Annotated in this window: 24 protein-coding genes and 1 riboswitch; of the genes, 11 read left to right on the top strand and 13 right to left on the bottom strand. The window is 38.9% G+C overall.

Features of this window, described 5'->3' with window-relative positions:
* Window positions 1-106: 106 nt before the first annotated feature.
* From MWU84_RS09010 to MWU84_RS09020, 3 genes are all read right to left on the bottom strand, one after another.
* Window positions 107-808, bottom strand: coding sequence for a DUF3307 domain-containing protein (locus tag MWU84_RS09010; protein ID WP_246900803.1), 702 nt, complete (start codon window positions 806-808; stop codon window positions 107-109).
* Window positions 805-1,416, bottom strand: coding sequence for a SatD family protein (locus MWU84_RS09015; protein WP_246900805.1), 612 nt, complete (start codon window positions 1,414-1,416; stop codon window positions 805-807). The genes MWU84_RS09010 and MWU84_RS09015 overlap by 4 nt, the downstream gene beginning before the upstream one ends.
* A gap of 86 nt (window positions 1,417-1,502) precedes the next feature.
* The gene (locus tag MWU84_RS09020) at window positions 1,503-1,955 is read right to left on the bottom strand and encodes an isoprenylcysteine carboxylmethyltransferase family protein (protein ID WP_246900807.1); all 453 of its coding nucleotides are present in this window, start codon (window positions 1,953-1,955) and stop codon (window positions 1,503-1,505) included.
* Window positions 1,956-2,063: 108 nt separating this feature from the next.
* Here MWU84_RS09020 and MWU84_RS09025 point away from each other — a divergent pair, with 108 nt between their 5' ends.
* From MWU84_RS09025 to MWU84_RS09050, 6 genes are all read left to right on the top strand, one after another.
* A complete protein-coding gene (locus MWU84_RS09025; RefSeq protein ID WP_246900809.1) occupies window positions 2,064-2,654 on the top strand; it encodes a non-canonical purine NTP diphosphatase in 591 nt (196 codons plus the stop codon).
* Window positions 2,641-3,291: a DUF4337 domain-containing protein gene (locus tag MWU84_RS09030; protein ID WP_246900811.1), complete on the top strand. Its 651-nt coding sequence runs from the start codon at window positions 2,641-2,643 to the stop codon at window positions 3,289-3,291. The genes MWU84_RS09025 and MWU84_RS09030 overlap by 14 nt, the downstream gene beginning before the upstream one ends.
* Before the next feature lie 161 nt (window positions 3,292-3,452).
* Entirely contained in the window at window positions 3,453-5,246 is a 1,794-nt protein-coding gene (locus tag MWU84_RS09035; RefSeq protein ID WP_246900814.1) for a DEAD/DEAH box helicase, read from the top strand.
* 77 nt (window positions 5,247-5,323) lie between these two features.
* Window positions 5,324-6,103 (top strand): carboxypeptidase-like regulatory domain-containing protein, encoded by a 780-nt coding sequence (locus MWU84_RS09040; RefSeq protein WP_246900816.1) that lies wholly within the window; start codon window positions 5,324-5,326, stop codon window positions 6,101-6,103.
* 140 nt (window positions 6,104-6,243) lie between these two features.
* The gene (locus tag MWU84_RS09045) at window positions 6,244-7,938 is read left to right on the top strand and encodes an alpha-amylase family glycosyl hydrolase (RefSeq protein WP_246900819.1); all 1,695 of its coding nucleotides are present in this window, start codon (window positions 6,244-6,246) and stop codon (window positions 7,936-7,938) included.
* Window positions 7,939-8,077: 139 nt separating this feature from the next.
* Complete coding sequence (locus MWU84_RS09050; RefSeq protein WP_246900822.1) at window positions 8,078-8,893, top strand: metallophosphoesterase; 816 nt, start codon at window positions 8,078-8,080, stop codon at window positions 8,891-8,893.
* A gap of 3 nt (window positions 8,894-8,896) precedes the next feature.
* Here MWU84_RS09050 and MWU84_RS09055 read toward each other — a convergent pair whose 3' ends face one another.
* From MWU84_RS09055 to MWU84_RS09065, 3 genes are read right to left on the bottom strand one after another with little or no spacing between them, the layout of a single operon-like run.
* Window positions 8,897-9,274, bottom strand: a complete 378-nt coding sequence (locus MWU84_RS09055; RefSeq protein ID WP_246900824.1) for a VOC family protein — start codon at window positions 9,272-9,274, stop codon at window positions 8,897-8,899.
* A gap of 7 nt (window positions 9,275-9,281) precedes the next feature.
* Entirely contained in the window at window positions 9,282-9,809 is a 528-nt protein-coding gene (locus MWU84_RS09060; protein ID WP_246900827.1) for an SRPBCC family protein, read from the bottom strand.
* Window positions 9,810-9,855: 46 nt separating this feature from the next.
* On the bottom strand, window positions 9,856-10,512 hold the full coding sequence (locus MWU84_RS09065; RefSeq protein WP_246900830.1) for an RNA methyltransferase: 657 nt from the start codon (window positions 10,510-10,512) through the stop codon (window positions 9,856-9,858).
* A 61-nt stretch (window positions 10,513-10,573) separates the two neighbouring features.
* On the opposite strand from MWU84_RS09065, the gene MWU84_RS09070 reads away from it, so the two are divergent.
* From MWU84_RS09070 to purB, 3 genes are all read left to right on the top strand, one after another.
* Window positions 10,574-11,266: an NAD-dependent deacylase gene (locus MWU84_RS09070; RefSeq protein WP_246900833.1), complete on the top strand. Its 693-nt coding sequence runs from the start codon at window positions 10,574-10,576 to the stop codon at window positions 11,264-11,266.
* 220 nt (window positions 11,267-11,486) lie between these two features.
* Window positions 11,487-11,981 carry an adenylosuccinate lyase gene (locus tag MWU84_RS09075; RefSeq protein ID WP_281502535.1) on the top strand — a complete coding sequence of 165 codons (495 nt, stop codon included), beginning with the start codon at window positions 11,487-11,489 and terminating at the stop codon, window positions 11,979-11,981.
* Between the two features lie 105 nt (window positions 11,982-12,086).
* Window positions 12,087-13,430 carry an adenylosuccinate lyase gene (gene purB / locus MWU84_RS09080; RefSeq protein ID WP_246900838.1) on the top strand — a complete coding sequence of 448 codons (1,344 nt, stop codon included), beginning with the start codon at window positions 12,087-12,089 and terminating at the stop codon, window positions 13,428-13,430.
* A gap of 107 nt (window positions 13,431-13,537) precedes the next feature.
* Here purB and MWU84_RS09085 read toward each other — a convergent pair whose 3' ends face one another.
* The 5 genes from MWU84_RS09085 to MWU84_RS09105 all read right to left on the bottom strand — a co-directional run bounded on the left by MWU84_RS09085 (window position 13,538) and on the right by MWU84_RS09105 (window position 16,660).
* Window positions 13,538-14,353 carry a mechanosensitive ion channel domain-containing protein gene (locus MWU84_RS09085; protein WP_246900841.1) on the bottom strand — a complete coding sequence of 272 codons (816 nt, stop codon included), beginning with the start codon at window positions 14,351-14,353 and terminating at the stop codon, window positions 13,538-13,540.
* Window positions 14,354-14,569: 216 nt separating this feature from the next.
* The gene (locus MWU84_RS09090) at window positions 14,570-15,115 is read right to left on the bottom strand and encodes a DUF4252 domain-containing protein (protein ID WP_246900843.1); all 546 of its coding nucleotides are present in this window, start codon (window positions 15,113-15,115) and stop codon (window positions 14,570-14,572) included.
* 70 nt (window positions 15,116-15,185) lie between these two features.
* Window positions 15,186-15,731 (bottom strand): DUF4252 domain-containing protein, encoded by a 546-nt coding sequence (locus MWU84_RS09095; RefSeq protein WP_246900845.1) that lies wholly within the window; start codon window positions 15,729-15,731, stop codon window positions 15,186-15,188.
* Window positions 15,732-15,741: 10 nt separating this feature from the next.
* Entirely contained in the window at window positions 15,742-16,164 is a 423-nt protein-coding gene (locus tag MWU84_RS09100) for a hypothetical protein (RefSeq protein ID WP_246900848.1), read from the bottom strand.
* Window positions 16,151-16,660, bottom strand: a complete 510-nt coding sequence (locus MWU84_RS09105) for an RNA polymerase sigma factor (protein WP_246900850.1) — start codon at window positions 16,658-16,660, stop codon at window positions 16,151-16,153. Before MWU84_RS09105 ends, MWU84_RS09100 begins: the two co-directional genes overlap by 14 nt.
* Before the next feature lie 241 nt (window positions 16,661-16,901).
* On the opposite strand from MWU84_RS09105, the gene MWU84_RS09110 reads away from it, so the two are divergent.
* Both MWU84_RS09110 and MWU84_RS09115 read left to right on the top strand, forming a co-directional pair.
* Complete coding sequence (locus MWU84_RS09110) at window positions 16,902-18,389, top strand: S41 family peptidase (RefSeq protein WP_246900852.1); 1,488 nt, start codon at window positions 16,902-16,904, stop codon at window positions 18,387-18,389.
* A 93-nt stretch (window positions 18,390-18,482) separates the two neighbouring features.
* Complete coding sequence (locus tag MWU84_RS09115; protein WP_246900853.1) at window positions 18,483-19,955, top strand: S41 family peptidase; 1,473 nt, start codon at window positions 18,483-18,485, stop codon at window positions 19,953-19,955.
* Between the two features lie 244 nt (window positions 19,956-20,199).
* Here the strand turns inward: MWU84_RS09115 and MWU84_RS09120 are convergent, their stop codons facing one another.
* Together MWU84_RS09120 and MWU84_RS09125 are read right to left on the bottom strand one after the other, a co-directional pair.
* Window positions 20,200-21,258 carry a DUF5074 domain-containing protein gene (locus tag MWU84_RS09120; RefSeq protein ID WP_246900854.1) on the bottom strand — a complete coding sequence of 353 codons (1,059 nt, stop codon included), beginning with the start codon at window positions 21,256-21,258 and terminating at the stop codon, window positions 20,200-20,202.
* 14 nt (window positions 21,259-21,272) lie between these two features.
* Window positions 21,273-23,117, bottom strand: a complete 1,845-nt coding sequence (locus MWU84_RS09125) for a TonB-dependent receptor (protein WP_246900855.1) — start codon at window positions 23,115-23,117, stop codon at window positions 21,273-21,275.
* A 32-nt stretch (window positions 23,118-23,149) separates the two neighbouring features.
* A riboswitch (cobalamin riboswitch) is annotated at window positions 23,150-23,392 on the bottom strand.
* Window positions 23,393-23,569 lie beyond the last annotated feature (177 nt).

A 23,569-nucleotide genomic window follows, 5' to 3' on the forward strand; every position in this document is an offset into this window, starting at 1 on the left:
CAATCCTAGGGGCCAATTTTGAAATCCAACCATTAGCATTAATGAAGTTTATCGGATTTGGGACGGATTAGACCTAGCAATGTCGTTTATTTGGACAAATCTGACCTCAGCGAACCCCGAGATAAACCAATCCGGTTATGATAGCCAATCCAAAACTCAATAGGGTGCCGATCAATATATATTCTGTGAGCTTTCTTGAATTGCTTTCCTTAAGGTCATTGAACCTAAAAACAGATTTGGCGGTAATTAACAAACCAATTGCCTCCCACCTACCTACAATTATAAAGACAAGTACAAACAAACGCTCTATAATTCCTATATATTTTCCAGCATTGGGAAGGGATTTATGATCTAATTCTATCTTGTCCGACATACCTTCCAATATTTTAGCCATAATAATGGAAGACGGATAACTCACAAAGACAATTGCGGTTATCAACGGCCAATTCATCTCCTTTAAAATACCCAAGGTATGCCCAATCAAATCAGAATTAAATGCACAGCAATAGAGAACAACAATATGTAATACCTGGTCTATAAAAAAAGGAATGGATTTATTCTTAAAATAGGGGTTGGCATATATTTTTGAAAGGTCTATGAAATAATGTGATATGGCAATTACCGCCACCCAGCCCCATAATTTTAAATCCCACACTAGCAACATGGTGATTATTGCATGAACCAAGATATGAAGATATAGGTATTTGGACGCAATTTTATTTGCCTCTTTATGCACCACCCATTTAGTGGGTTGAAACAAAAAATCGCCCAATAGGTGGGCCAACAAGAGTTTAGTAAACAATATCATGCTTTAATATGCTTTAGATTTTCATCATAATACGCTAATAAATCCAATACCAAATCCATCCTAGCCCGCTTTAATCTCTGACTTACTGCTGACTGTCTAATCTTTAATTGATCAGCAACCTCCTGTTGGGAAGCATTTGGTTTTGTCAGGGCTAAACTCACCATTTGCGCTGAAACGGTAGACCAATCGTCCATAAAATGCAAAGCAAGTTTCAACATGAGGTTAAAAGTGTTATCCTTATCATCATCGCCAGTGACAATGGCCAAATTGAGCTTTTGCTCCTTTAAGGTTTCAAAAATCCTTCCGGAACGCTGGTAGGCCTTTCCATTGGACTGACTTACACTACTGCCAACAAACGTTTCGGACCCCAGTCCTATCCCCATTCTTACATCCAAATTTTTAATGGATTTAATGAGGGCCTTAATTTGGATTGCCATCGACAAGGCTCTTTCCGGGGTTGTTCTTATTTGAAATTCATCACCCCTATAAATCTCCCAATCATTGGGTGTTTCCCCCTGTTGACCAAGATATGGCTTTAGAACATCCATCCATTCCGAGGCTGCATATTGGTCGGAATTAATTATATCTCCAGTTATTATAGCTACCATATATAAGTTAAAATGCTAATATATAAAAATATAAGCTAAAATACTAATAATTTAGCTTATAAGTTAAATAACTTATAAAACCATCACTAAAACCAACGACGAACCATCACACAATACTTTTGATACTCCTTTCCGAATTTATTCGTCAATGTCTCCTCCTCGGGTATGATCTGAAAGGTATTCATATAATAGACAAATCCAGCTGCCAATAATGTATTAAAGGCGTTCCCCAGATACAGTCCCCAGCTCAAAAGAAGCAACAACAATGCTAAATACATAGGATTCCTTGAATATTGATATAGCCCCCCAGTAACCAATTTGGATACTTTTGAGGGGCTACGGGGATCAATACTGGTTTTGGAACCAAAAAATTGAACCAATGCAACAACCCCAATTAAAAATGCAAGAAAAAAAAGTGCATACATTAGGTAATTTCTTCCAAAAAAATCAAAATAACCTACTGGCAAATAGGTGGCTAAAAGATACATAAATAGCCCAAAAACAAAGGCGATAACAAGAGGTGGGATTTTTAACTTCATAGAAAATAAAATGATAAGGAAATAAAATTACTACTTTTAGACATTTAAAATCAATTTGCCCCGTAAGATTATCTAACCCGAATATAAAGAACTCTAAATTTACCTATAATGCAATTGGTATTTGCCACACACAATCCCAACAAACTAAAAGAAGTACAAATCCTATTTCCCAAGGAAATAGAACTACTGTCTTTGAAGGACATTGGCTGCATGGATGAAATTCCAGAAACCGCAAACGATTTGGAGGGCAACGCAACCATTAAAGCCAATTTTGTTACAGAAAATTACGGTTACCCCTGTTTTGCCGACGATACAGGGCTTTTAGTGGATGGTTTGGATGGGGCGCCAGGGGTATATTCTGCACGATATGCGGGCGAACAAAAAAACGCCGATGACAATATGGACAAATTATTGCTCCAATTAAAAAATAAAACTAACAGATCGGCGCATTTCAAAACTGTTATCGCCTTAAATCTTAACCATGAACAATTCCTTTTCAAAGGAATTGTTCATGGAGAAATAACCCCTCAAAAAAAAGGTGGAAAAGGTTTTGGATACGACCCTATTTTTAAGCCCAACGGCTATGATAAAACTTTTGCCGAATTGCCTATTTCCGAAAAAAACAAAATAAGCCACAGGGCCAAAGCAATACAACAATTACTTGCATTTTTCAAAAACCAACCCCATGCCAACAAATAAGTCCGAAGAAATACCTCTAACCGGAACAGCCCCAAAAATGATTCAGCGCACGGAAACTATCGGAGGAATATTAATAGCTGCATTTGCCGCCTTACTGGCCATTGCAGAACTTGTAAACAACAATCTGGAAGAACAGATGATGATTGCCCACAGCCAATTTGTAAACTACTCCAATTGGTACCAATCCAAAAGTATAAAACAAAGCCTAAAAGAAAGTGAACTTGATTATTTGAATGCCTTATTGGAAACGGGAATTATACCGGACGATAAAAATAAGAACATTACTACCAAAATAGCCCAGACCAAAAGCATGGTCCTGAAATACGAAGCGGAAAAAACTGAAATTCTGGTTGGTTCATCCAATGTTCCAAGACAACATTGGGCACAAGACCTTGATGGGGAAATGGGAAAAATTGTGGGAATAAACCAGTGGGAAGAACTTACTCAAAATTACGAAACTGCGACCCATAAATTCGACTTGGGAAAGTTATTGTTTCAAATATGTATCGTCCTAGGTGCAGTTTGCATTATAATTAGGGATAATAAAAAATTACAGAAAAATTTTATTGTACTTATGTTGGTTTTTGGCACCATAGGAATTCTAATTTCCGTATACGGTTTTATCTTGGCTCCCTAAAAACCGCCTTCAAAATAAAATATTTTAATTAAAAAATTAGCAGTACCTTTGCCGCTTCAATTAACGCCGCTGGTATAGCATGTGTTGCGCTGAGTCTAAATAGGTTATAAAGAATAATCGCTCTATGCAACATACATATTTGCGATTATTTATAACATATTATGACAAAATTTGAAGCATTGGGGCTAAAGCAGTCCCTATTAAATGCTATTTCTGATTTGGGGTTTGAATCACCTTCAGAAGTACAGGAAAAAGCCATTCCAATCTTATTGGAAAGTGAAACCGATTTAGTGGCCTTGGCCCAAACGGGAACAGGTAAAACCGCAGCATTTGGATTCCCATTAATTCAAAAAATACATAGCGATAGTAGAACCACACAGGGGTTGATCCTATCCCCTACCCGCGAGCTTTGCTTGCAGATCACCAATGAACTTCAGCTATACTCCAAGTATGAAAAAGGGGTTAATGTTGTAGCTATTTATGGAGGTGCAAGTATTACCGATCAGGCCAGACAAATAAAAAGGGGGGCACAAATAGTGGTAGCTACCCCCGGTAGAATGAAAGACATGATAGGCCGTGGTTTGGTAGATATTTCCAAAATTGATTACTGTATTTTGGACGAGGCAGACGAAATGCTGAATATGGGCTTTTTTGAGGATATTAAGGATATTCTTTCGAACACTCCACAGGATAAATCTACCTGGCTCTTCTCAGCCACCATGCCAAAGGAGGTATCTGTGATTGCCAAGAAATTTATGCACAGTCCCAAAGAGATAACGGTAGGGACAAAGAATTCTGGAGCAACTACGGTACAACACGAATACTATGTGGTGGGTGGCCGTGATCGTTACCCCGCCCTTAAAAGACTTGCCGATACCAATCCAGACATATTCTCGGTGATTTTCTGCAGAACTAAAAGGGACACTCAAAAGGTAGCCGAAAAATTGATCGAAGACGGTTATAATGCAGGTGCATTGCACGGGGATTTAAGTCAGAACCAGAGGGATTTGGTAATGAACTCGTTCCGAAAAAAACAAATACAAATGTTGGTTGCTACGGATGTAGCTGCACGAGGTATTGATGTTGATGATATTACTCATGTTATCAATTACCAACTACCGGATGAAATAGAGACCTATACCCACCGTAGCGGACGAACAGGAAGAGCTGGTAAATCAGGAATCTCCATGGTGATCGTTACGAGAAGTGAGCTTAGGAAAATCAAGGCCATCGAAAATAAAATTCAACAAGATTTTATTTCCAAAAAAATTCCGACAGGAATGGAAATATGTGAAATACAGCTCTACCATTTGGCCAACAAAATAAAGGACACCAAGATTAACAAGGAAGTGGACAACTACTTGCCTGCTATAAATGATGTGCTTCAAGGTATTGACCGCGAAGAACTTATCAAAAAAATAGTGTCGGTAGAATTTACGCGTTTCTTTAATTACTACAACAAAACAAAAGATCTAAACACCTCCGATTCGGGTGATCGTTCAGAAAGAGGAAGGTCCAGGGATGGTGATAGCCGTATCCCAGCTGACGGAAACGTAAGATATTTTATCAATGTAGGAGAAAAGGATGGTTATGACTGGATGTCTTTAAAGGATTTCCTAAGGGACACCGTTAATTTAGGCAAGGACGATATTTTTAAGGTTGATGTAAAGGACAGTTTTTCTTTCTTTAATACAGACGCAGCCGCAACTGAAGCAATATTAAAAACCTTCACTGAATTCAAGGTAGACGGCAGATTTGTCAATGTTGAAGTATCTAAAAACCCCGGAGGGGGCGGTGGCCGAGGAAGACGGGACAGAAGTAGAAGTGGCGGAGGCCGGGATTCCAGGGACAGCGACAGAAATAAAGGGCGTAGAAGAGATAGAAGCTCGTCCAAAGGAAACTCCACAAGTAGCTCAGGAAAAAGAAGATCTAAAAGAAAAAGTGATTTCTTTTAGTTAATTGTATATTAAAAAAATACGCTTCGGCGTATTTTTTTAGTTAGTTTACCAATTATAATCATCGAATTTATTTAATGAAAAATTATTTCCTACCCCTATTCCTTTTAATTGTCTCTTTTGGATACTCCCAGGAAGACAATAATGAAGAAGAGGTGAAACAATTGAAAGCTGTTGTCCAAAATGCCCAAACAGACCAACCGATGGAAAGTGTTCATGTGGTGAACTTAAACCAAGTAGTGGGTACTATTACCAATGAAAAAGGAGAGTTCAATATTCCAGCAAAGGTCAACGATACCCTGTACATTACATTTTTAGGGTTTAAATCGCAAAAAGTGAGGGTTACCAACGATATGTTCAAATTTAAGGGGACAAAAATTTCCCTTACGGAATTGGCATATGCGTTGGAAGAAGTAATCGTTAGGCCCTACTCCCTAACGGGCTATTTGGAAATAGATGTGAAGAACCTGCCCCTGAACAATGCATTCCAATATAGTATTTCTGGATTGTCCGTTGGTTATGAAGCTGGGAATAAGAATCCCAGCGCAGTTACCAAGGTATTGGGTGCCATACTTAATCCAGCGGATTTGTTGCGGAATTTATTCGGCAAAAAACCCAACCAAATGCGCAAACTAAGACAAATGAAGGAAGACGATCAAATTAGGGATCTTTTGGCCTCGAAATTTGATAGGGAAACTTTAACCGAGTTACTGCAATTGGAAAAGGTAGATATTGAGGATATTCTTAATAATTGCAATTACTCCAAATCCTTTATTACCACGGCCAATGATCTTCAAATATTGGATGCCATTAGTAGCTGCTACGAAGAATATAAGGTCTTAAACAGGAAAAAGTAACCCTGACTATATTCACTATTGGCAATGCTCCCTGTGCCTATTAAATCAATATTTTCATTCAAGGCTTCATTGGGGTTTTGGGTTAAAATAAATTTTCTTTTACCATCATCATTTTATAGCTTTAAGGAAAATTGAAGCTAATGAAAAAGCGACTTCTTCTTGCCGTGCTTTTGATATTTTTTTTATCCTGCAAAGAGAATAAAAATGAAGTAGTAAAGGAAGCCGTTACCACTTTGGAACTGTCCCACAAAAGCGAATTGAAAGCGCCTTTTTTCTGGGATGCCGCCAATATTTACTTTCTGCTCACCGATCGTTTTTTCAACGGTGACACCTTAAACGACCTTACCCTAAATAGAACCAAGGAAACAGCTGTGCTAAGGGGTTTTATAGGAGGCGATATCCAAGGAATAACCCAAAAAATAAATGAAGGCTATTTCACGGATTTGGGTGTCAATGCCATTTGGTTTAGCCCTATAGTTGAGCAAATCCATGATAATGTAGATGAAGGAACGGGAAGTACTTATGGATATCATGGTTATTGGACCAAGGATTGGACAGCACTGGACCCCAATTTTGGTTCAAAAAAAGATTTGGAAATACTTGTTAAAACTGCACATGAAAATGGCATCAGAATATTGATGGATATAGTGCTGAACCACACTGGCCCCGTAACCGACATAGACCCAGTTTGGCCAGAAGAATGGGTGCATACAGGTCCAATTTGTGAATTCACCAATTATGAGAATACAACCAATTGCACATTGGTGAAAAACTTACCAGATATTGTTACAGCATCAGATGTTGCTGTAGAACTTCCAGATGCCCTGTTGGCAAAATGGAAGGAAGAAGGGCGATTAAGCAGCGAACTGGACGAACTGCAAGTTTTTTTTGATCGCACCGAATACCCTAGGGCACCCCGATTCTATATTATTAAGTGGCTCACCGACTATGTAAACGATTTGGGAATAGACGGTTTTAGGGTTGATACAGCAAAACATGTGGATGAAAAAACCTGGAAGGAATTATACAGCGAAGCTTCCCATGCTTTTAGCACCTGGAAAAGGAAGCATCCTACAGAGGTCTTGGACGACAATCCCTTTTATATGGTAGGAGAGGTATATGGATATGGAATTTCCAGTGGTCGTGAATATGATTTTGGGGATAAAAAAGTGGATTATTTCGATAACGGGTTTCACAGTCTTATCAATTTTGAATTAAAGGATGATGCCAACATGGATTACGAAGCTATATTCAGTAAGTACAGCAACCTGCTGTATACCGAATTGGAAGGAAGAAGTGTACTCAACTACCTTACTTCACACGATGATAGCAAGCCTTATGACAAGGAAAGAAAAAACCCATATCGCTCAGCAAATGTATTATTGCTAACTCCGGGAGCCTCGCAAATTTACTATGGGGACGAGTCTTTACGGAATTTGACCATTGAGGGCGCCCAAGGTGATGCAACCCTGAGATCTTTTATGAACTGGGGAGAATTGGATAGTATTCCAATGAATAGGCAGGTATTGGGTTATTGGCAAAAACTGGGGAAGTTTAGAAGCAATCATCCCGCAATAGGGGCTGGTAGACACAAAAGGCTCTCCAAAAATCCGTATGTTTTTAGCAGATCCTATTCAAATGGGGAATTTAAGGACAAGGTCGTTGTTGGCTTAGAACTTCCCAAGGGCAAAAAATTCCTTTGGGTAAAAGGCTTTTTCGGAGATGGAACTAAATTACACGAGGCTTTTTCAGACACCGTGGTTACCGTAGAAAACGGCCAAGTTTTCCTAAAAAATGACTTTGATATTGCATTGCTGGAATTGGCCAAGAACTAACCCGTAGGTGCAATTGAACCTATTACATTGGGTCTTTAAATAAGTCAATTTAACTTTTTTACAAGATAATTTCTAAATATGTTTCCTAATTTCGTGCACTTCCCTTGTAGTGTTAAAAAATGATTCCAACAGACGTTAAATGAAGTTCAACAGAAGACAATTTATCCTAAAACTTATTTTGGGCTCCATTAGTTTTGTAGTACTTGATTCTTTCTGGTTGGAGACCTATTTTGTAGAGTGGACAGAACATGATATTTCTGAAAAGGAATCCAATAAAATTAAGGCCATTCACCTAACCGATCTGCATTTGCACAGTATAAAATCGGTTCACAGATCTATTGCGGACCGAATTAACGAGGAGCTGCCCGATGTCATTTTTTTCACAGGGGATTCTATAGAGCGAAACAAACACTTACCGGTTTTACATGATTTTCTAGGCTTAATTAATGTCAATATTCCCAAAATTGCCATTTTGGGCAATAAAGAATCTTCTGGCAGAGTTGAGTTGCAAAAACTAAAGGACATTTACGGGCATCATAATGGCATTCTACTTATCAACGAAGCCTATCTATTCAAAACCAAAAACCGTGAAATTAACATTATCGGCTTGGACGACTTGGTGCATGGACATCCTGATTTTAAAAAGTCCACAGAAGATATAGACAAATCGTTACCAACAGTCGTTCTTAATCATTGTCCTGCTTATAGAGAGCAAATAGACCTTGTAAGCGTAGAACAAGAAATTAAACCTAAACTTATTCTTTCCGGGCATACCCATGGAGGTCAAGTAACATTTTTTGGAAGGCCTTTTTTTACACCGTATGGAAGTGGAAGTTATGTTAAAGGTTGGTACAACAATGAAATTTCACAAATGTACGTTTCCAAAGGAATAGGGACTACCATTTACCCAATACGCTTCGGAGCTAGGGCAGAAGCAAGTATTTTCTATCTCTAATTTCTACTTTTGGGAATGCAACGCTATTCTGTTGCCTTCGGTATCTTTTATCAAAGCCATAAACCCATGGCCTTCGCCTATTTCCTTCTTTGGTTGCAAAATAGCTCCCCCAGCACCTTCTACCCTGTCCAACTCGCTGCTCAAATCTTTACATGAAAAATACAGTACTGGCCCCTTGGTGTCACTTGGAATGTACATACTGTGCTGCACCAGCGACCCCATAGCACCAGATTTACCAGGTGCAGACGGAAACCAACCCATTATTAACCCATCCAATTCATGAATGGATATAGCAACATTAAAGACCTCTTCATAGAATTTTTTAGCCCGCTCCATATCATTTACCGGAATTTCGAACCAGCCCACCATATTGCTTTCCATATTCCTATTACTTCTCTAAAATAGATTTTAAGCTTTGCAGCCCTTCTTCAAAATCCTTGCCAACTGCTTTATCCATGTTCATAAATAACATCATGATGGACATTGGAAACTTGTTCTCACCCTTAAAACCCCAGGTTACCTTAGTTTTTCCATTACTCAATTCCACTAGATCCAAATAACAATCGGAAGTAGACCTAAAAGGTTTCATGAAACGAAGTTCACCCTCAACCCTTTTACCTTCAATTATTTTTGTTATTTCCTGTTCACCCTCTCCCACATCCTTGTTGCCGTTCCAATAACTTATGGCTCCCACTTCGCCATCGACACCAGTGAATTTTTTTTCCATATTGGGGTCTTTCTTGGCCCATGGAGACCACTCCTGCTGCTTCTTTAGATATTTTATGTTTTCAAAGACTTCAGCCTTTGGTTTGGAAATTTCAGTGGATCGTGAAACATCATAACTCTTGGGAGCTAATAGGGCCAGTACGGCAATCAATATTATAATCCCAATAACTATATAAAGTACTATTGTCATGACTTTTTATTTAGTGGTTAGCAGAGTACTAAATATACTAAAAATATCATTTTGTTCCGTGAAATCTGGCCAAAACATCATTCAAACTACGTACGGATTTCTTGGTCCAGTCCAATCTTTTTTCCAGTTTCTCTTCCTCGGTCAACCTCCAATTTATATTCTCTTTTCGCAACCGACTTGTTAGGGTATGCAAAATTATTGCTGCTGAAACAGAAATGTTCAAACTTTCGGTAAATCCAACCATAGATATTTTCAGAAAAGAATCTGCCTTTTCCAATACTTCCTTGCTCAACCCGTCCCGCTCTGTTCCAAAAAACAATGCCGTCTTACCATCAAACTCAAAATCATTTAAGGAACTCTTGTTTTCATGTGGAGTTGTGGCAACAATTTTATACCCTTGTCCCCTTAAGGTGCTTAAACAGTCCGTAGTGCTGTTATATCTTTTTAGATCGACCCATTGCTGCGCGCCCATAGCAATATCCTTGTCCAATCGCTTACCGAACTTGCTCTCAATGAGATGGGCTTGCTGCACCCCAAATACATCGCAGCTTCTTACCACTGCACTGGTATTATGCATTTGATAAACATCTTCTATAGCCACGGTGATGTAATTTGTCCGTTCTTCCAAAACATCCAAAAAACGGGCTTTGCGCTCCGGGGTTATAAAACCTTCCAAATAATGAAGCAACTCGTGATCTACCATAATCCTAAGGTATTAAAAAAGAAATCGTTTAATTTTACAAATATTACCATATTCTACCACAATGAAAAAAATAGTAGTTCTAACAGGTGCAGGCGTAAGTGCGGAAAGTGGAATTAACACTTTTCGGGATGCGGATGGTTTATGGGAAGGTCATGATGTCACGGAAGTTGCTACTCCTCAAGGTTTTCAGAAGAATCCCAATTTGGTGCTCAATTTTTACAACGAGAGAAGAAGACAATTGTTCAAGGTCTCCCCCAATTTGGCCCATAAAGCTTTGGTGCGCTTGGAGGACCATTTTGATGTCAGCATAATTACCCAAAATGTGGATGACCTGCACGAACGGGCAGGCAGCTCCCAGGTGATTCATTTGCACGGGGAGTTATTAAAGGCTAGGTGCAGTCATAATCCCAACAAAATAATTGACTGGAAAACCGACATTAAAATAGGCGACCTTTCTGAAGATGGAAAACAATTGCGCCCCCATATTGTGTGGTTTGGAGAGGAAGTACCCTTATTGGAAAAAGCGGCCAATATTACACAAACAGCCCATATTTTAATTATAATTGGCACCTCAATGCAAGTTTATCCAGCGGCCAGTCTAATACACTATGTGCCAAGGGATACGCCGATTTATTTTTTAGACCCCAGGCCTAATATAAGTAAAACCGATTTTAACGGACTCACCATAATACAAGCTAGTGCCGTAAGCGGGGTACCCCAATTGGTTTCGGATTTAATTGGAAGGGAATCTTAAATTTGGCCGTCCAGAGGTATACAAGCCTAAAATACTTTGCCCTATTAGCCGAATGTTTTAAGTTCTTTTTATATTTATTTCATAAAATACCATCAGCTGCATAAAACAATACTAAGATTACAATCCGATAAAAAATTAATTTTCAGGTGTATTTGTGACCTACCCAGAACTCTATATCGCCCTTAACTACGTTGATCATTCCAGGACCAAAAGAAGGGAAATGTCCAACCTTATCTTAAACGCTCCTTCCCATATTATACCCCTAATGGAAATTGCTTTTCAAGTAGATGACCCCGTTTCCTGCAAAGCATGTTGGGTTTTGGAATTTACTGCCAAAGAAAATCTGGGCTACCTGTTTCCGAATATTGACAATTTTGTCCGTAATATTGGTTCGGTGCATTTGGATCCTGCGGTAAGACCTATTGCTAAAATATGTGAGATCTTAATGAAGTCCTACTTCCAATTGAAAGACCAGGAAACCCTTGACGCACTGAATGATGAACACTTGGAAAGTATAACCTCTGCTTGTTTCGATTGGCTAATAGGTAACCATAAAGTGGCGGCCCAGGCATATTCTATGACCAGCCTACTCTTATTGGGCAGGAAGTTCGACTGGATTCATCCGGAATTGCGAATGATATTGGAACAGAACTATCAAAATGGTAGTGCGGCTTATAAGGCCAGGGCGCGAATGACCTTGGCCAAATTAAAGTAATCTACGGCCTATGCATAAATAATAGAACATTCTTCCGCTTAACTTTTAAACTCTTTAACTTATAGCTATCTTTGCGCTTTTCCAAAAACAATCAAACAGCACAGGATGTCATTAAACAAATTAAACGCCATATCCCCAATAGATGGTAGATACAGAAATAAAGTAGATTCCCTTGCTTCCTATTTCTCAGAAGAGGCGCTTATAAAATATAGGGTGCGCGTAGAAATTGAATATTTTATAGCACTTTGCGAAATTCCATTACCTCAGCTTTCAAATTTTGACACTTCAAAATTCAATGATTTGAGGAAAGTTTATCTTGACTTTGACTCGGAGGACGCTTTGGCTATTAAGGAAATTGAAAAGGTAACGAACCATGATGTCAAGGCTGTTGAATATTTTATAAAAAAGGAATTCGACAAATTAGGTTTGGAGGCCCATAAGGAATTTATCCATTTTGGACTTACCTCTCAAGACATAAACAACACCGCCATTCCCCTTTCCATAAAAGATGCCATGAACGAGGTTTACGTACCCCAGTATTTGGAGGTATTGAACAGGCTAACCACTTTGGTAAAGGAATGGGAAGCTGTGCCTATGTTGGCAAGAACACACGGCCAACCCGCATCTCCAACCCGTTTAGGAAAAGAGATAGAGGTATTTACCGTACGTTTGGAAGAGCAGTTCAATTTGCTTAACGACATTCCAAGTGCAGCCAAATTTGGTGGAGCAACAGGGAACTATAATGCCCACAAGGTGGCCTACCCTCAAATTGATTGGAGGGAATTTGGCCAAAAATTTGTTCAGGAGAAGCTTGGGCTTCACCATTCCTTCCCTACCACGCAGATAGAGCATTACGACCATATGGCCGCATTGTTCGATTGCTTAAAAAGGATCAATACTATTATTATAGATTTGGATAGGGATTTTTGGACCTATGTTTCCATGGACTATTTTAAGCAAAAAATAAAAGCTGGGGAAGTGGGGTCTTCTGCCATGCCCCATAAGGTAAACCCAATCGATTTTGAAAATTCTGAAGGGAATTTGGGGATAGCCAATGCTATTTTCGAACACTTGTCCGCCAAACTACCTATTTCTAGGTTACAAAGGGATTTAACAGATAGCACTGTACTCAGAAACGTTGGCGTGCCTTTTGGCCATACACTTATTGCCTTTCAATCCACTTTAAAAGGATTAAATAAACTACTCTTGAACAGGGAGAAATTTGATCAAGACCTGGAAAATAATTGGGCTGTAGTGGCTGAAGCCATCCAAACCATTTTAAGGCGCGAGGCCTATCCCAATCCGTATGAAGCACTGAAGGGATTAACACGGACCAATGAGAAGATTACACAACAGTCTATTTCCAGTTTTATCGATACCTTGGAAACAACTGAAGAAATAAAATCCGAATTGAAACAAATTACCCCAAGTAATTACACAGGAATTTAAATAAGCTGTTTAAGAAGTTAAAACCTAAACATTTTATGCTTCACAAGCAATCTAGAGTCCGATAATCATACTCTAGATTGCTTTTTCATTGATATTAACTTTAAGGGTTATCCTTTCTTTTGAATTTCTACCTGATGTGGATATGGTATCTCGATTCCTGCCTTATCCAGTGCCAGTTTGCAATTTTCCAATGTCTCAAAATATACGGACCAATAATCTTCCGGTAAACAATACGGACGTACTGCAAAATTTACCGAGCTATCCGCCAACTCCGATACATTAACCGATGGTGCAGGATCCTTTAATACCTTTGGGTTAGTTTCCAAGACAGCTAAAAGCACTTCCTTGGCTTTCTTAATATCCTCCCCATAGCCTATACCAATAGTGGTATCCACCCTCATTCTGCCCTCAGCGGTATAATTAATAATATTGCCATTGGCCATAGCTCCATTGGGTACAATGGCCAGCTTATTTTGAGGTGTAATAAGTTTCGTAGTGAAAATTTCAATTTCCTTTACCGCTCCCAACACCCCCTGTGCCTCTATTAAATCCCCAATTTTGTAAGGCTTAAAAATCATAATCAAAACCCCGCCTGCGAAGTTGGACAATGAGCCCTGAAGTGCTAGGCCAACTGCCAAACCAGCGGCTGCGATAACAGCGGCAAAGGTGGTTATATTTATCCCTAGCTGCCCAATGACCACCAGGATCAAAAATATTTTTAAGATCCATGATACCATACTGAGTAAAAAACGCTGAAGAGATTCATCGTATTTACTGTTGGACATCACCTTTCTTGCACCTCCTATGATCCTTTTTATAACCCATAACCCAATAAAAAAAATGAGTAATGCCGTTAGCACCTTTGGACCAAATTCCATTGCCAATCCTATTCCGTAATTAATCCATTCTTCTGCTTTTTCCATGATGTAATATAGTTAGTGTTTTTGGAAGTACTAATATAGAAATTGAATCCGTAATAGCCTGATAATCTTAGTGATAAATATTTACGAAATGCCATTAACCCTATTTTAAGGTTGCCCACCCAAATATAACAGCCCACAAAAAAAGCCCTGAATTGCCGGTTGACAAAACAGAGCTTATTAACTTTATTCTCATTCTGTTATTACATCGTCTTTTATTTACCCCTTCAAAAAATTACCGATTTCACCTAAGCCTTCTCCCTTATAATCGGATTTTTCAACCGCCTTCATAAACTGGACCAATTTGGCAGGGCTCATATTTTTGCCCAAAACTCGGACCAGCATAAAACCCTTATCATCACTATCACCATAAATGACTACTTCATCAATGGCTTCATCATCCCCCAAATATCGCACAGAAGCTTTGCCGAAACTGGTGTTCATTTTCATCAGTTCTGTGAATTTACCATTTTTAAGAATGGAATTTATGAGCGCCTTTTCTTTTTGAAACTCGGATAAATTATCCTTAGTTATTTTAAAGGCCAGTATATTCAGCTTTTTTAAAGACCCAAGCGCTTCCCTTTGGTCTTCTGTTAAATCGGCCTTCTCCATATTCAACAAGCTTACAGGGAGATCAACCGATAAAAAATTAGGGTTATTGGCATTGTCCACATAATATTCCTGTAGACTTTGTGTTGATGAACATGCAGACGTTGCAATGATCAACAACAATGCACAGACCAATTTTTCAACTCTCGTTTTCATTTCCATTGTTATTAAGTTTGGAACAACTTGGGTAATGGTACTTGTATTGTGCCACTACCCAAGTCTACTATTACTTGTTCTTACCCGCCTTATTTAACTCGGATGGCAGATTCATCTTTTGGGTAAGAGATCCAATCTTATTTAGATCAATATCTCCGGTCAGCGATAGCAATACCGTTTCAAATTTCCTATCATTGATTTCCACGTTCCCATTTTTAATACCAGTAACAAACATGAGCAATTCGCTTACATGGTCTTCGTCCTTCCCGCTCTTGATGTAGAACTTTACGTTGGCATCCTTATCCTTGACCCGCATAAGTTCCTGTAATGATGAAGATTTCAAATACTTCTCCATGGTAATCTGCATGTCCGCGGAAATCTTTTTATCCTCGGTAATAAAAACCTTTAAATTTTTCAGGTTTTGGGCGATATCCATAAAATCCTGCGCCTCTTGGTCATCGACCTCAACATTTATCTTGCTCAATAATTTAAACATGCTTTCGTTGACCACTACGGCACTTACATTGTCCAAATCTTCAAATTTATCGAACATAGATTGTGAAAATCCCATTAAAGGCAACACGGCTACTAATACTATTATGATATTCTTCTTCATCCTATTTGATTTAATTTCTGTTGTAAATTTTTTGTTTTGTTTCTTCAAATTCTTTTAAATAAGCTACTTTCTCGGTTCCCTTACCAAGATTGGTCGCCAGTAGACTTAATGCCTTTTTGGTTTCCTGATAGGCGTATTCCGCTTCTTTTTGTTCTTGATAGCTTCTTCCAAAATATATACCAAATACCAAAATGCTTACTGCTGCAACGGAAATCCACTTTACATAACTTCTTTTTCTAGGTTTTAGTGGAACCTGTCTGGTAAACCTTTCTTCTTTGGCTACGGAAAAATACTGAAACATTGGGGCATATCCTTTTAAGTGTAAAGGAACATCTTCCTTTGTAAAATATTCCCTCAACATTTCTTCTTCGGCAACTGTAGCAGTTGCTTCAAAATACCTTTCCAATAATTTTTCTATATTACTTAATTCCATAATTGTGCTTTTGAACTAATTTTTCCCTCACTGTTTTTCTTGCTCTGGATAAAGCTACCCTAACCGCTGTAGCACTCATATCCAATAGTTCTGCTATTTCTTCAAATTCATATTGTTCCACATCCCTTAATTGTAAGACCATTTTTTGCTGTTCAGGTAATTCCTCCATGATTCTTTCTATCCAACTTAGACTGTCTTTAACCTCTAGCTGATTCTGTAAGGAAACATTTTCATCCTTATAATTGCTATGAACCAATTTCAGGTTTCCAGCTTGTTTGGACTTAAGTCGGTCCAAGCAAAAATTCTTAGTCATCATCATGGCATAAGCCTCTACATTATTATACCCATCCATCATTTTATTCTTGGACCATAGCTTCATCAAGATTTCTTGTGTGGCATCTTCAGCTTCTTCTTTAGAGACCAATAAACGTTTTGCCAGTCTGTAAAGTTTATCCTTAAACGGTAAAACCACATTTAAAAACTCAGTTTGTTGCATTTTGGTTTAGTTGTTTTATAATCCGCAATAATGGGCTTACAATGGGAAGACGACATACATCGAATTTTGTTACAATTAGTTTCCAATTCTTTACAATGTAAGTAAATTAGCCCAACGGAAACCAAATAGACCATATTACCGTATATAAATAAAGTCGTTCCCCAAAACTGATTCATATTTTTTATTGGAATGATATTTGTACGCCACTACTGCTTATGTTTTGGCAATTATTATAGAAATTATGAAGAAGTATTTATTAGTTTTTTTAGGATTGAGTTTGTTTCTTTCCAATTGTAGCAAGAATGATGACACCCCTGTAACAGAGGCACTGGAAGAAGTAATACCTGAACCTGAAATAGATGTAACGGTGCAGAATTTTATGTGGCAGACCATGAATACCTATTATTTTTGGCAAACTGATGTTACAGATCTTGGAGATTCCCGCTTTGCGTCTGAAGAAGAATATATTTCCTTTTTGGAATCCGAGCAGGATCCAGGAAAATTTTTTGATGACAAATTGCTTTATTCTGAAGATCGGTTCAGTTTCTATTCGGATGACTATAAGGAGCTTACACAATCTTTTGCAGGAATTTCAAAGAGCAATGGTCTTGAATTTGGCCTGAGTCTATTTGCCGACAGTGATGATGTCTATGGATACGTGCGTTATGTAATCCCAAATTCCAATGCCTCTACAAAGGAGATTCAAAGAGGGGATATTTTTACCGGTGTTAACGGCACTACCCTTAATTTGAATAATTACATAGACCTGTTATTTGGCGAAAGCGATACCTACACCTTGAATATGGCGGAAATCTCCATTAACACCATAACTAACACAGACCGTGAAGTTACTTTGACAAAAGAAGCCAACTTAACGGAGAACCCTATATTTATTAGCGATGTACTGGAAACGGGCGGAAAAAAGATAGGTTATTTAATGTACAATGGCTTTACCAATGAATTTGACGAACAGTTGAACGATGCATTCGGCGAATTCAAGTCGGCCGGCGTTACAGATCTGGTACTGGATCTAAGGTACAATCCGGGTGGATCGGTTAATTCGGCCCGATTATTATCGAGTATGGTTTATGGTACTTTTACCAATAGCGTCTTTCTAAAAGCACGGTATAACCAAAAGCTACAAACGGAATTTAAGGACGGTGACCTTATTGAGTATTTTGCCGATACAACAGACAACAATACACCTATAAATACGTTAGGCCTAAGCAAGGTTTATATCATAGCTACAAGGAGTAGTGCGTCAGCAAGCGAATTAGTTATGAATGGCCTGGAACCTTACATAGAAGTAATCCATATCGGGACAACAACGACCGGAAAGAACGAATTTTCGGTTACCTTTGTAGACGATTTTGAAAATGGAAATGTCTACTATCCTGAAAGGGAAGACAAAATTAATCCGGATAATCAATGGGCCATACAACCCTTGATAGGGAGAAATGAAAATGCCAATGGCTTTTCCGATTATACGGATGGATTGACACCCGACATTCCTTTGGCGGAGGATATTTCCAATTTAGGGATCCTTGGCAACATGAACGAACCCCTGCTGGCCAAGGCCATTGCAGAAATTACAGGGACTACTGCAAAAATGGATTTTACAGTGGATATACCAGTTAATTTGGTAAGTAGTTCCAAAATGTTCACGAAGATTAGGGATAATATGTTTATGGATATTAGAAAACCCCTAACATTGAAAAAAGAACAATAGCCGTTCCTTTCAATAAAAGGTGTCGGCAAAGCCTAAAATTTATATTGGGCTAATCAAAATAATGTACGACGCTTAAAAAATTGAGATAAAATCATGAAAAAAATCCTAGGCCTTCTTTTGGTTACCATAATTTTTTCCTGTTCGGACAATGACGATGATGCTTTCACCTACCCAAAGGAGACCGCGGTGCAGAATTTTATGTGGCAAGGTCTTAACCAATGGTATTTTTGGCAGTCGGATGCCCCTAATTTAGGGGACGACAGATTTATCGCCAATGAGGATTATGTAGCCTATCTTGAACAATTTACGGATCCCGAGGAGTTCTTCTATCAAACCTGTTACAAGCACTCCCAAATAGTTGGTACTAGTTCTGCAATTGATAGATTCAGTTTCGTGGAGGACGATTACGAAACCCTTGTAAATGCCTTGGCGGGTGTAACTAAAAGCAACGGTCTGGAATTTGGCTTGGCACGAAATGAGGGCAGTACCGATCTATTTGGATATGTTCGGTATATAATTCCAAACTCGGATGCCGCTACCAAAGATATTGCCAGAGGGGATATTTTTACTCGCGTAAACGGTGTACAACTTACCGATGCCAATTATATTAGCCTACTCTATGGAAATTTTGATACCTATACCCTTGGTATGGCCGATATTTCCGGCACAGTGGTTACCGACAACACTAATGAAGTAACATTGACCAAGGCTGCGGGATTACAGGAAAACCCAATATTGGTTGCAAAGACCCTAGACGTCAACGGAACCAAAATTGCCTACCTAATGTACAACGGGTTTACAAGCGGCTACAACGAACAACTAAATACTGCCTTCGGGCAGTTTAAAACCGCCGGTGCAACGGAATTGGTACTTGATCTGCGATATAACCCTGGAGGTTCGGTCAACAGTTCCAGATTATTGGCCAGCATGGTCTACGGCGGCAATACCAGTGAATTATTTATTAGACAACGATGGAACGATAAAATACAATCCCTCTTAAAAAAAGAACAGTTGGAGGATTATTTTGCCAACAAAACAGATGAAGGAACAGCCTTGAACAGCCTTAACCTTAGTAAAGTATATGTTCTTGCCACAGGAAGCTCCGCATCGGCCAGTGAATTGGTCATGAACGGACTTGCACCCTATGTCAATGTTTTTCACATAGGGGAAACTACTAGGGGAAAGAACGAATTTTCAGTGACCATGGTAGATGACATAGATAATGACTATATCTATAGGGCCGATAGGGAAAATAAGATAAATCCGAGCAATAGGTGGGCCATGCAGCCGCTTATGGGCAGAAACGAAAATTCCGACGGTTTTTCGGATTACACCTCAGGATTGGCCCCCGATGTTGTTTTAGCGGAAGACCTTGCGGATCTGGGAGTTTTAGGGGATATCAACGAGCCTCTTCTAGCAAGGGCTATCCAAGAAATTACGGGAGTAAGCGCTAAAAGGGACTTTAGCGTAAAAATGCCGGTGCAGGAAGTATCCAATTCAAAAATGTTCACAGTTTTAAAGGATAATATGTATTTGGACAAACCCATAGATATTTCTTTTCAATAAGTCAGGCATATCCACTAACAATACCACCTAAAAACAAGAACCCCTCTTCTACTTGGTCTTTGCCCTGTAAAAGAAGGGTTTTTGTTTTTAAAAGTCTCAATCTTTAGTAAACTACTTCGGGACAGGCCTGGCTCAACGGAACGGTCGGGCAAGCGTCGGAGCATCTGCCTGCGGTAAGCAGATTTAAATCTCGATAATCGAGTAAATACATTGGATTGATTATCCCCTATAGAAATCCATTTACCTAATTAAAGTAAATTCCGCCAGGAATAATACCCACGGTGAAAGTTTCTAAAGCCAACTCAGTACTTAAATCATAAACCGCAATAGTACCGTTACTGGCATAATCTCCTGCATCGGTTCCATACAACCTTCCATTGTTCACGACCATTGTATAAAAACTGACATCATCCAAAGCGCTTTCCCTGTCCAAACTAGTTCCTGACAAATTATGTTTATATACGCTACCTCCCAAATAATAGTACAAGGTGCTACCATCTAGATTTAATTTTCCTGGATGCTCTGTGATTTCAAAGTCGAAATTCGTATCCACCTCATTGGTGCTAGTATTGATCTTTGACAAAACCCCAGCAGTTTCATCCTCCGTGTACGCCGGTTTACCTGAAGCCAGCACCCACAAATTCCCAGAGGCATCCAATTGCATGGAATTGGGCACATCCCCTACTGTAAGCGTTTTTACCACCTCATTGGAAGTAGTATTAATTACAGAAACTTTATTATTTTGTCCCCAAGCGCCTTGATGGGCCACATAAACCATATCGCCCTTGGATAAAATGGCCTCAGGCCCCAAAACTACAGATATGATACCTTCCACTGTATAATTTTGAAGATTGATAATAGCAACATAATCATCGGTATCATCTGCAGTATCACCCCAGTTGGTAACATACCCCTTACCGTTAGCTTCAATAAAATACCTAGGATTGTTCAACCCTTCGGTAATGCTCGCTATTTTTTCAAAAGTATATCTATTTACTACATTTATATTGTTGGAGACATTGGCTACTATAAAAGCCTCCTCCCCAGAAAATCCTATCGATTGTACAACATTTCCAAGATCTTCATCATTCGTCGATTTAAAAATACCGTTATTCACAACCGATAGATCTTCTGAAATGAATGAGACCGTTCCTGTGCCATTACTAAAGGGCCCTTCATTGGAAACCAATATTCCATTTGCGTAATCGCCCATTGGTTCATGAACCTCCCCATTATCATCATTGGAACACGACCAGGAAAGGCCTATAATGAACAGGGATAAAAATACATTTCTAATCTTCATTTGTTTAAGCTGATTTAAAATTTAGTAATTAATTGTAGTTGAAAATTTCTATTGGGCATTGGCCTATAGGCCACGTTCTGATAATTTTTATTAAACAAATTGTTCACCTTTATCCCTAAGATAAATTTGATTCCAGAAATGTTAGGCCAATGGTAATCCAGTCCCATGTTCCCAATAATATAGCCAGGCAAACTATCACTGTTATCTGTAGTGGTATAAACCTGTCCATTGTATAGAAACTGATAATAGGCCGCCAACTTCTTGTATTGATAAGCCAAATTTGACCTGAACACATGCTCCGGAACATATAGCAATTGATTATTGGTTGTATTATCGATGGATTTTGTAAAGGCATATTCGCTTTCCAAAACCATTTCCTGATTGCCCCATTTCTTTTTCCAATCAAAACCCAATTCCATTCCGTACTGGGAAACATCCTGAACATTCATCGCCATCCAAACCCCTTGATCATTTGGTCGCCATTGGATTAGATTATCGGTTGTTATGCTATAGACATTTAATGAAAGAGCTGAGTTTTTAACTTCCAAGGTCTGCCCAAGTTCCAGCTGCCAAGAGGTTTCCGGCAAAACCTCCAAATTACCACTTGCCCCTGCTCCTTCCCAATAAAGATCATTAAAAGTTGGAACCCTGTAGTTTTTGGAAGCGTTCATATTTATAGCGTAGATATTGGCTGCCCTAAAACTGCTGTTCAATGAAAAAAGAAAAGGACTGTCGTAATCACTAACCACTTCCTTTCTTAGGTTTAGCCCGTAATTCAATTTATCGGAGAGGTCATGGGAAAATAGAAAAGTACCGGAAATAAGATTTCTATTGGCCTCTTCAATAGAAGTCCCCTTGGCCCAAACGGCAGAAAAATCGATTATACCATTTAAGGTAATTTTCTCCAATTGATACTTGTAATCATAGTTGGCAAGCACGGTATTGGCTTTCCCAAAGCTAAACTCATCTCTTTGTTTATTTTGGAAATAACGATAACGTTCGTACAAATGCCCCACTTTTAACCGGGCAATCTTAAACTCATTGAAGCTGCTAAGCTCCAAAAGCGACCGGTGGTTTAAATCTCTATATTTCTCATCGGCCGGAGCTGTCAGGGTCCCTGAAAAATCCCTGTCCCCACTAAAGGTATTATGGAACACTTTAATAATTTGCCGATCGGACAAAACATAACCAAAATTGGCATTCACATTAATGTGATCATATGCACCATTCTCATTTCGCCGATCTGTTCCCAGATATTTATAATCGTTTTCCGAAGCAATGTGATTGATTCCAATTTGAAAGGATGTTTTTTCTTTACCTATTGAAGTATTATAGGCTAGTTTACTGGTATTATAACTCCCATAACTTGTACGTAGGCTATTTTTCCAACCGTCATTAAATTCAAAGCTATCGTTCAATAAAATAGTCCCCCCAACCGCACCACTACCGTATTGCACGGACCCTCCTCCGCTTCTGACTACTACATCCCCATAATTCCCTGGAATCAGAGTATTGAAATCGGTTTGGCCGGTAAGCTGGGAATTTATATTGATCCCGTTCCAAACAACAGCAGTCTGTTGGGCGTTCGTGCCCCTAAACGAAGCGGAAGACACCATTCCATAACCATTTTCCTTGAAATATATATTGGAGTTATATCGCAATACATCGGTTAGGGAGGAACCGCTTTTTTGTTGTACGGAATCATTGATAGCCCTCACTTTTGTTCCTTTTGAAAAATGGCGCAGTTTGGCATCGCTCAAAATAACCTCGTCCAAGACAATAACACTATCGCTCTGCCCAAAAAATTGTGCAAAGGCCAATAATCCCAAAAAAAATAAAAATATTTGCTTTTTTTCCATATTCAAGAAGACCCTTTGCCCGCAGGTCCTTTCAATTTAGTGATGAATATGGCAGGTCTCCTGACTTGCGTACTATCATTCACCTTCCCACCCTTTAATTTTGGGCAGTGGTATTAGAAGTAATGATAGCCACCTACTACGCACCGATGGAAAAATATCGGTGCCGATTCGGCACAGCTTACAGTTGCGGGAACAGTTTCGGATTTTCACCGAATTCCCTTTTAATCCTATCCTCTAAACATTAGCGAATAGAAACCAAAATTCGTAGCGAAACTACTACTTTTTTTGGAAGTATCACCGTCTTTTTTTCTATTTAGTTTATAGGCCAACCAAATAAAACCAACAATAAAAGGTATTAAACCTCAGGGCAAGCCCTGAACCCAATAATAGGAATCGACCCAAGGGTCGAGGTATTGGACTCTCCTCTCATAAATTTTTATTTGTCCAAAAGT

This window comes from Arenibacter sp. F20364, assembly GCF_023015905.1.
Classification (GTDB): Bacteria; Bacteroidota; Bacteroidia; order Flavobacteriales; family Flavobacteriaceae; genus Arenibacter.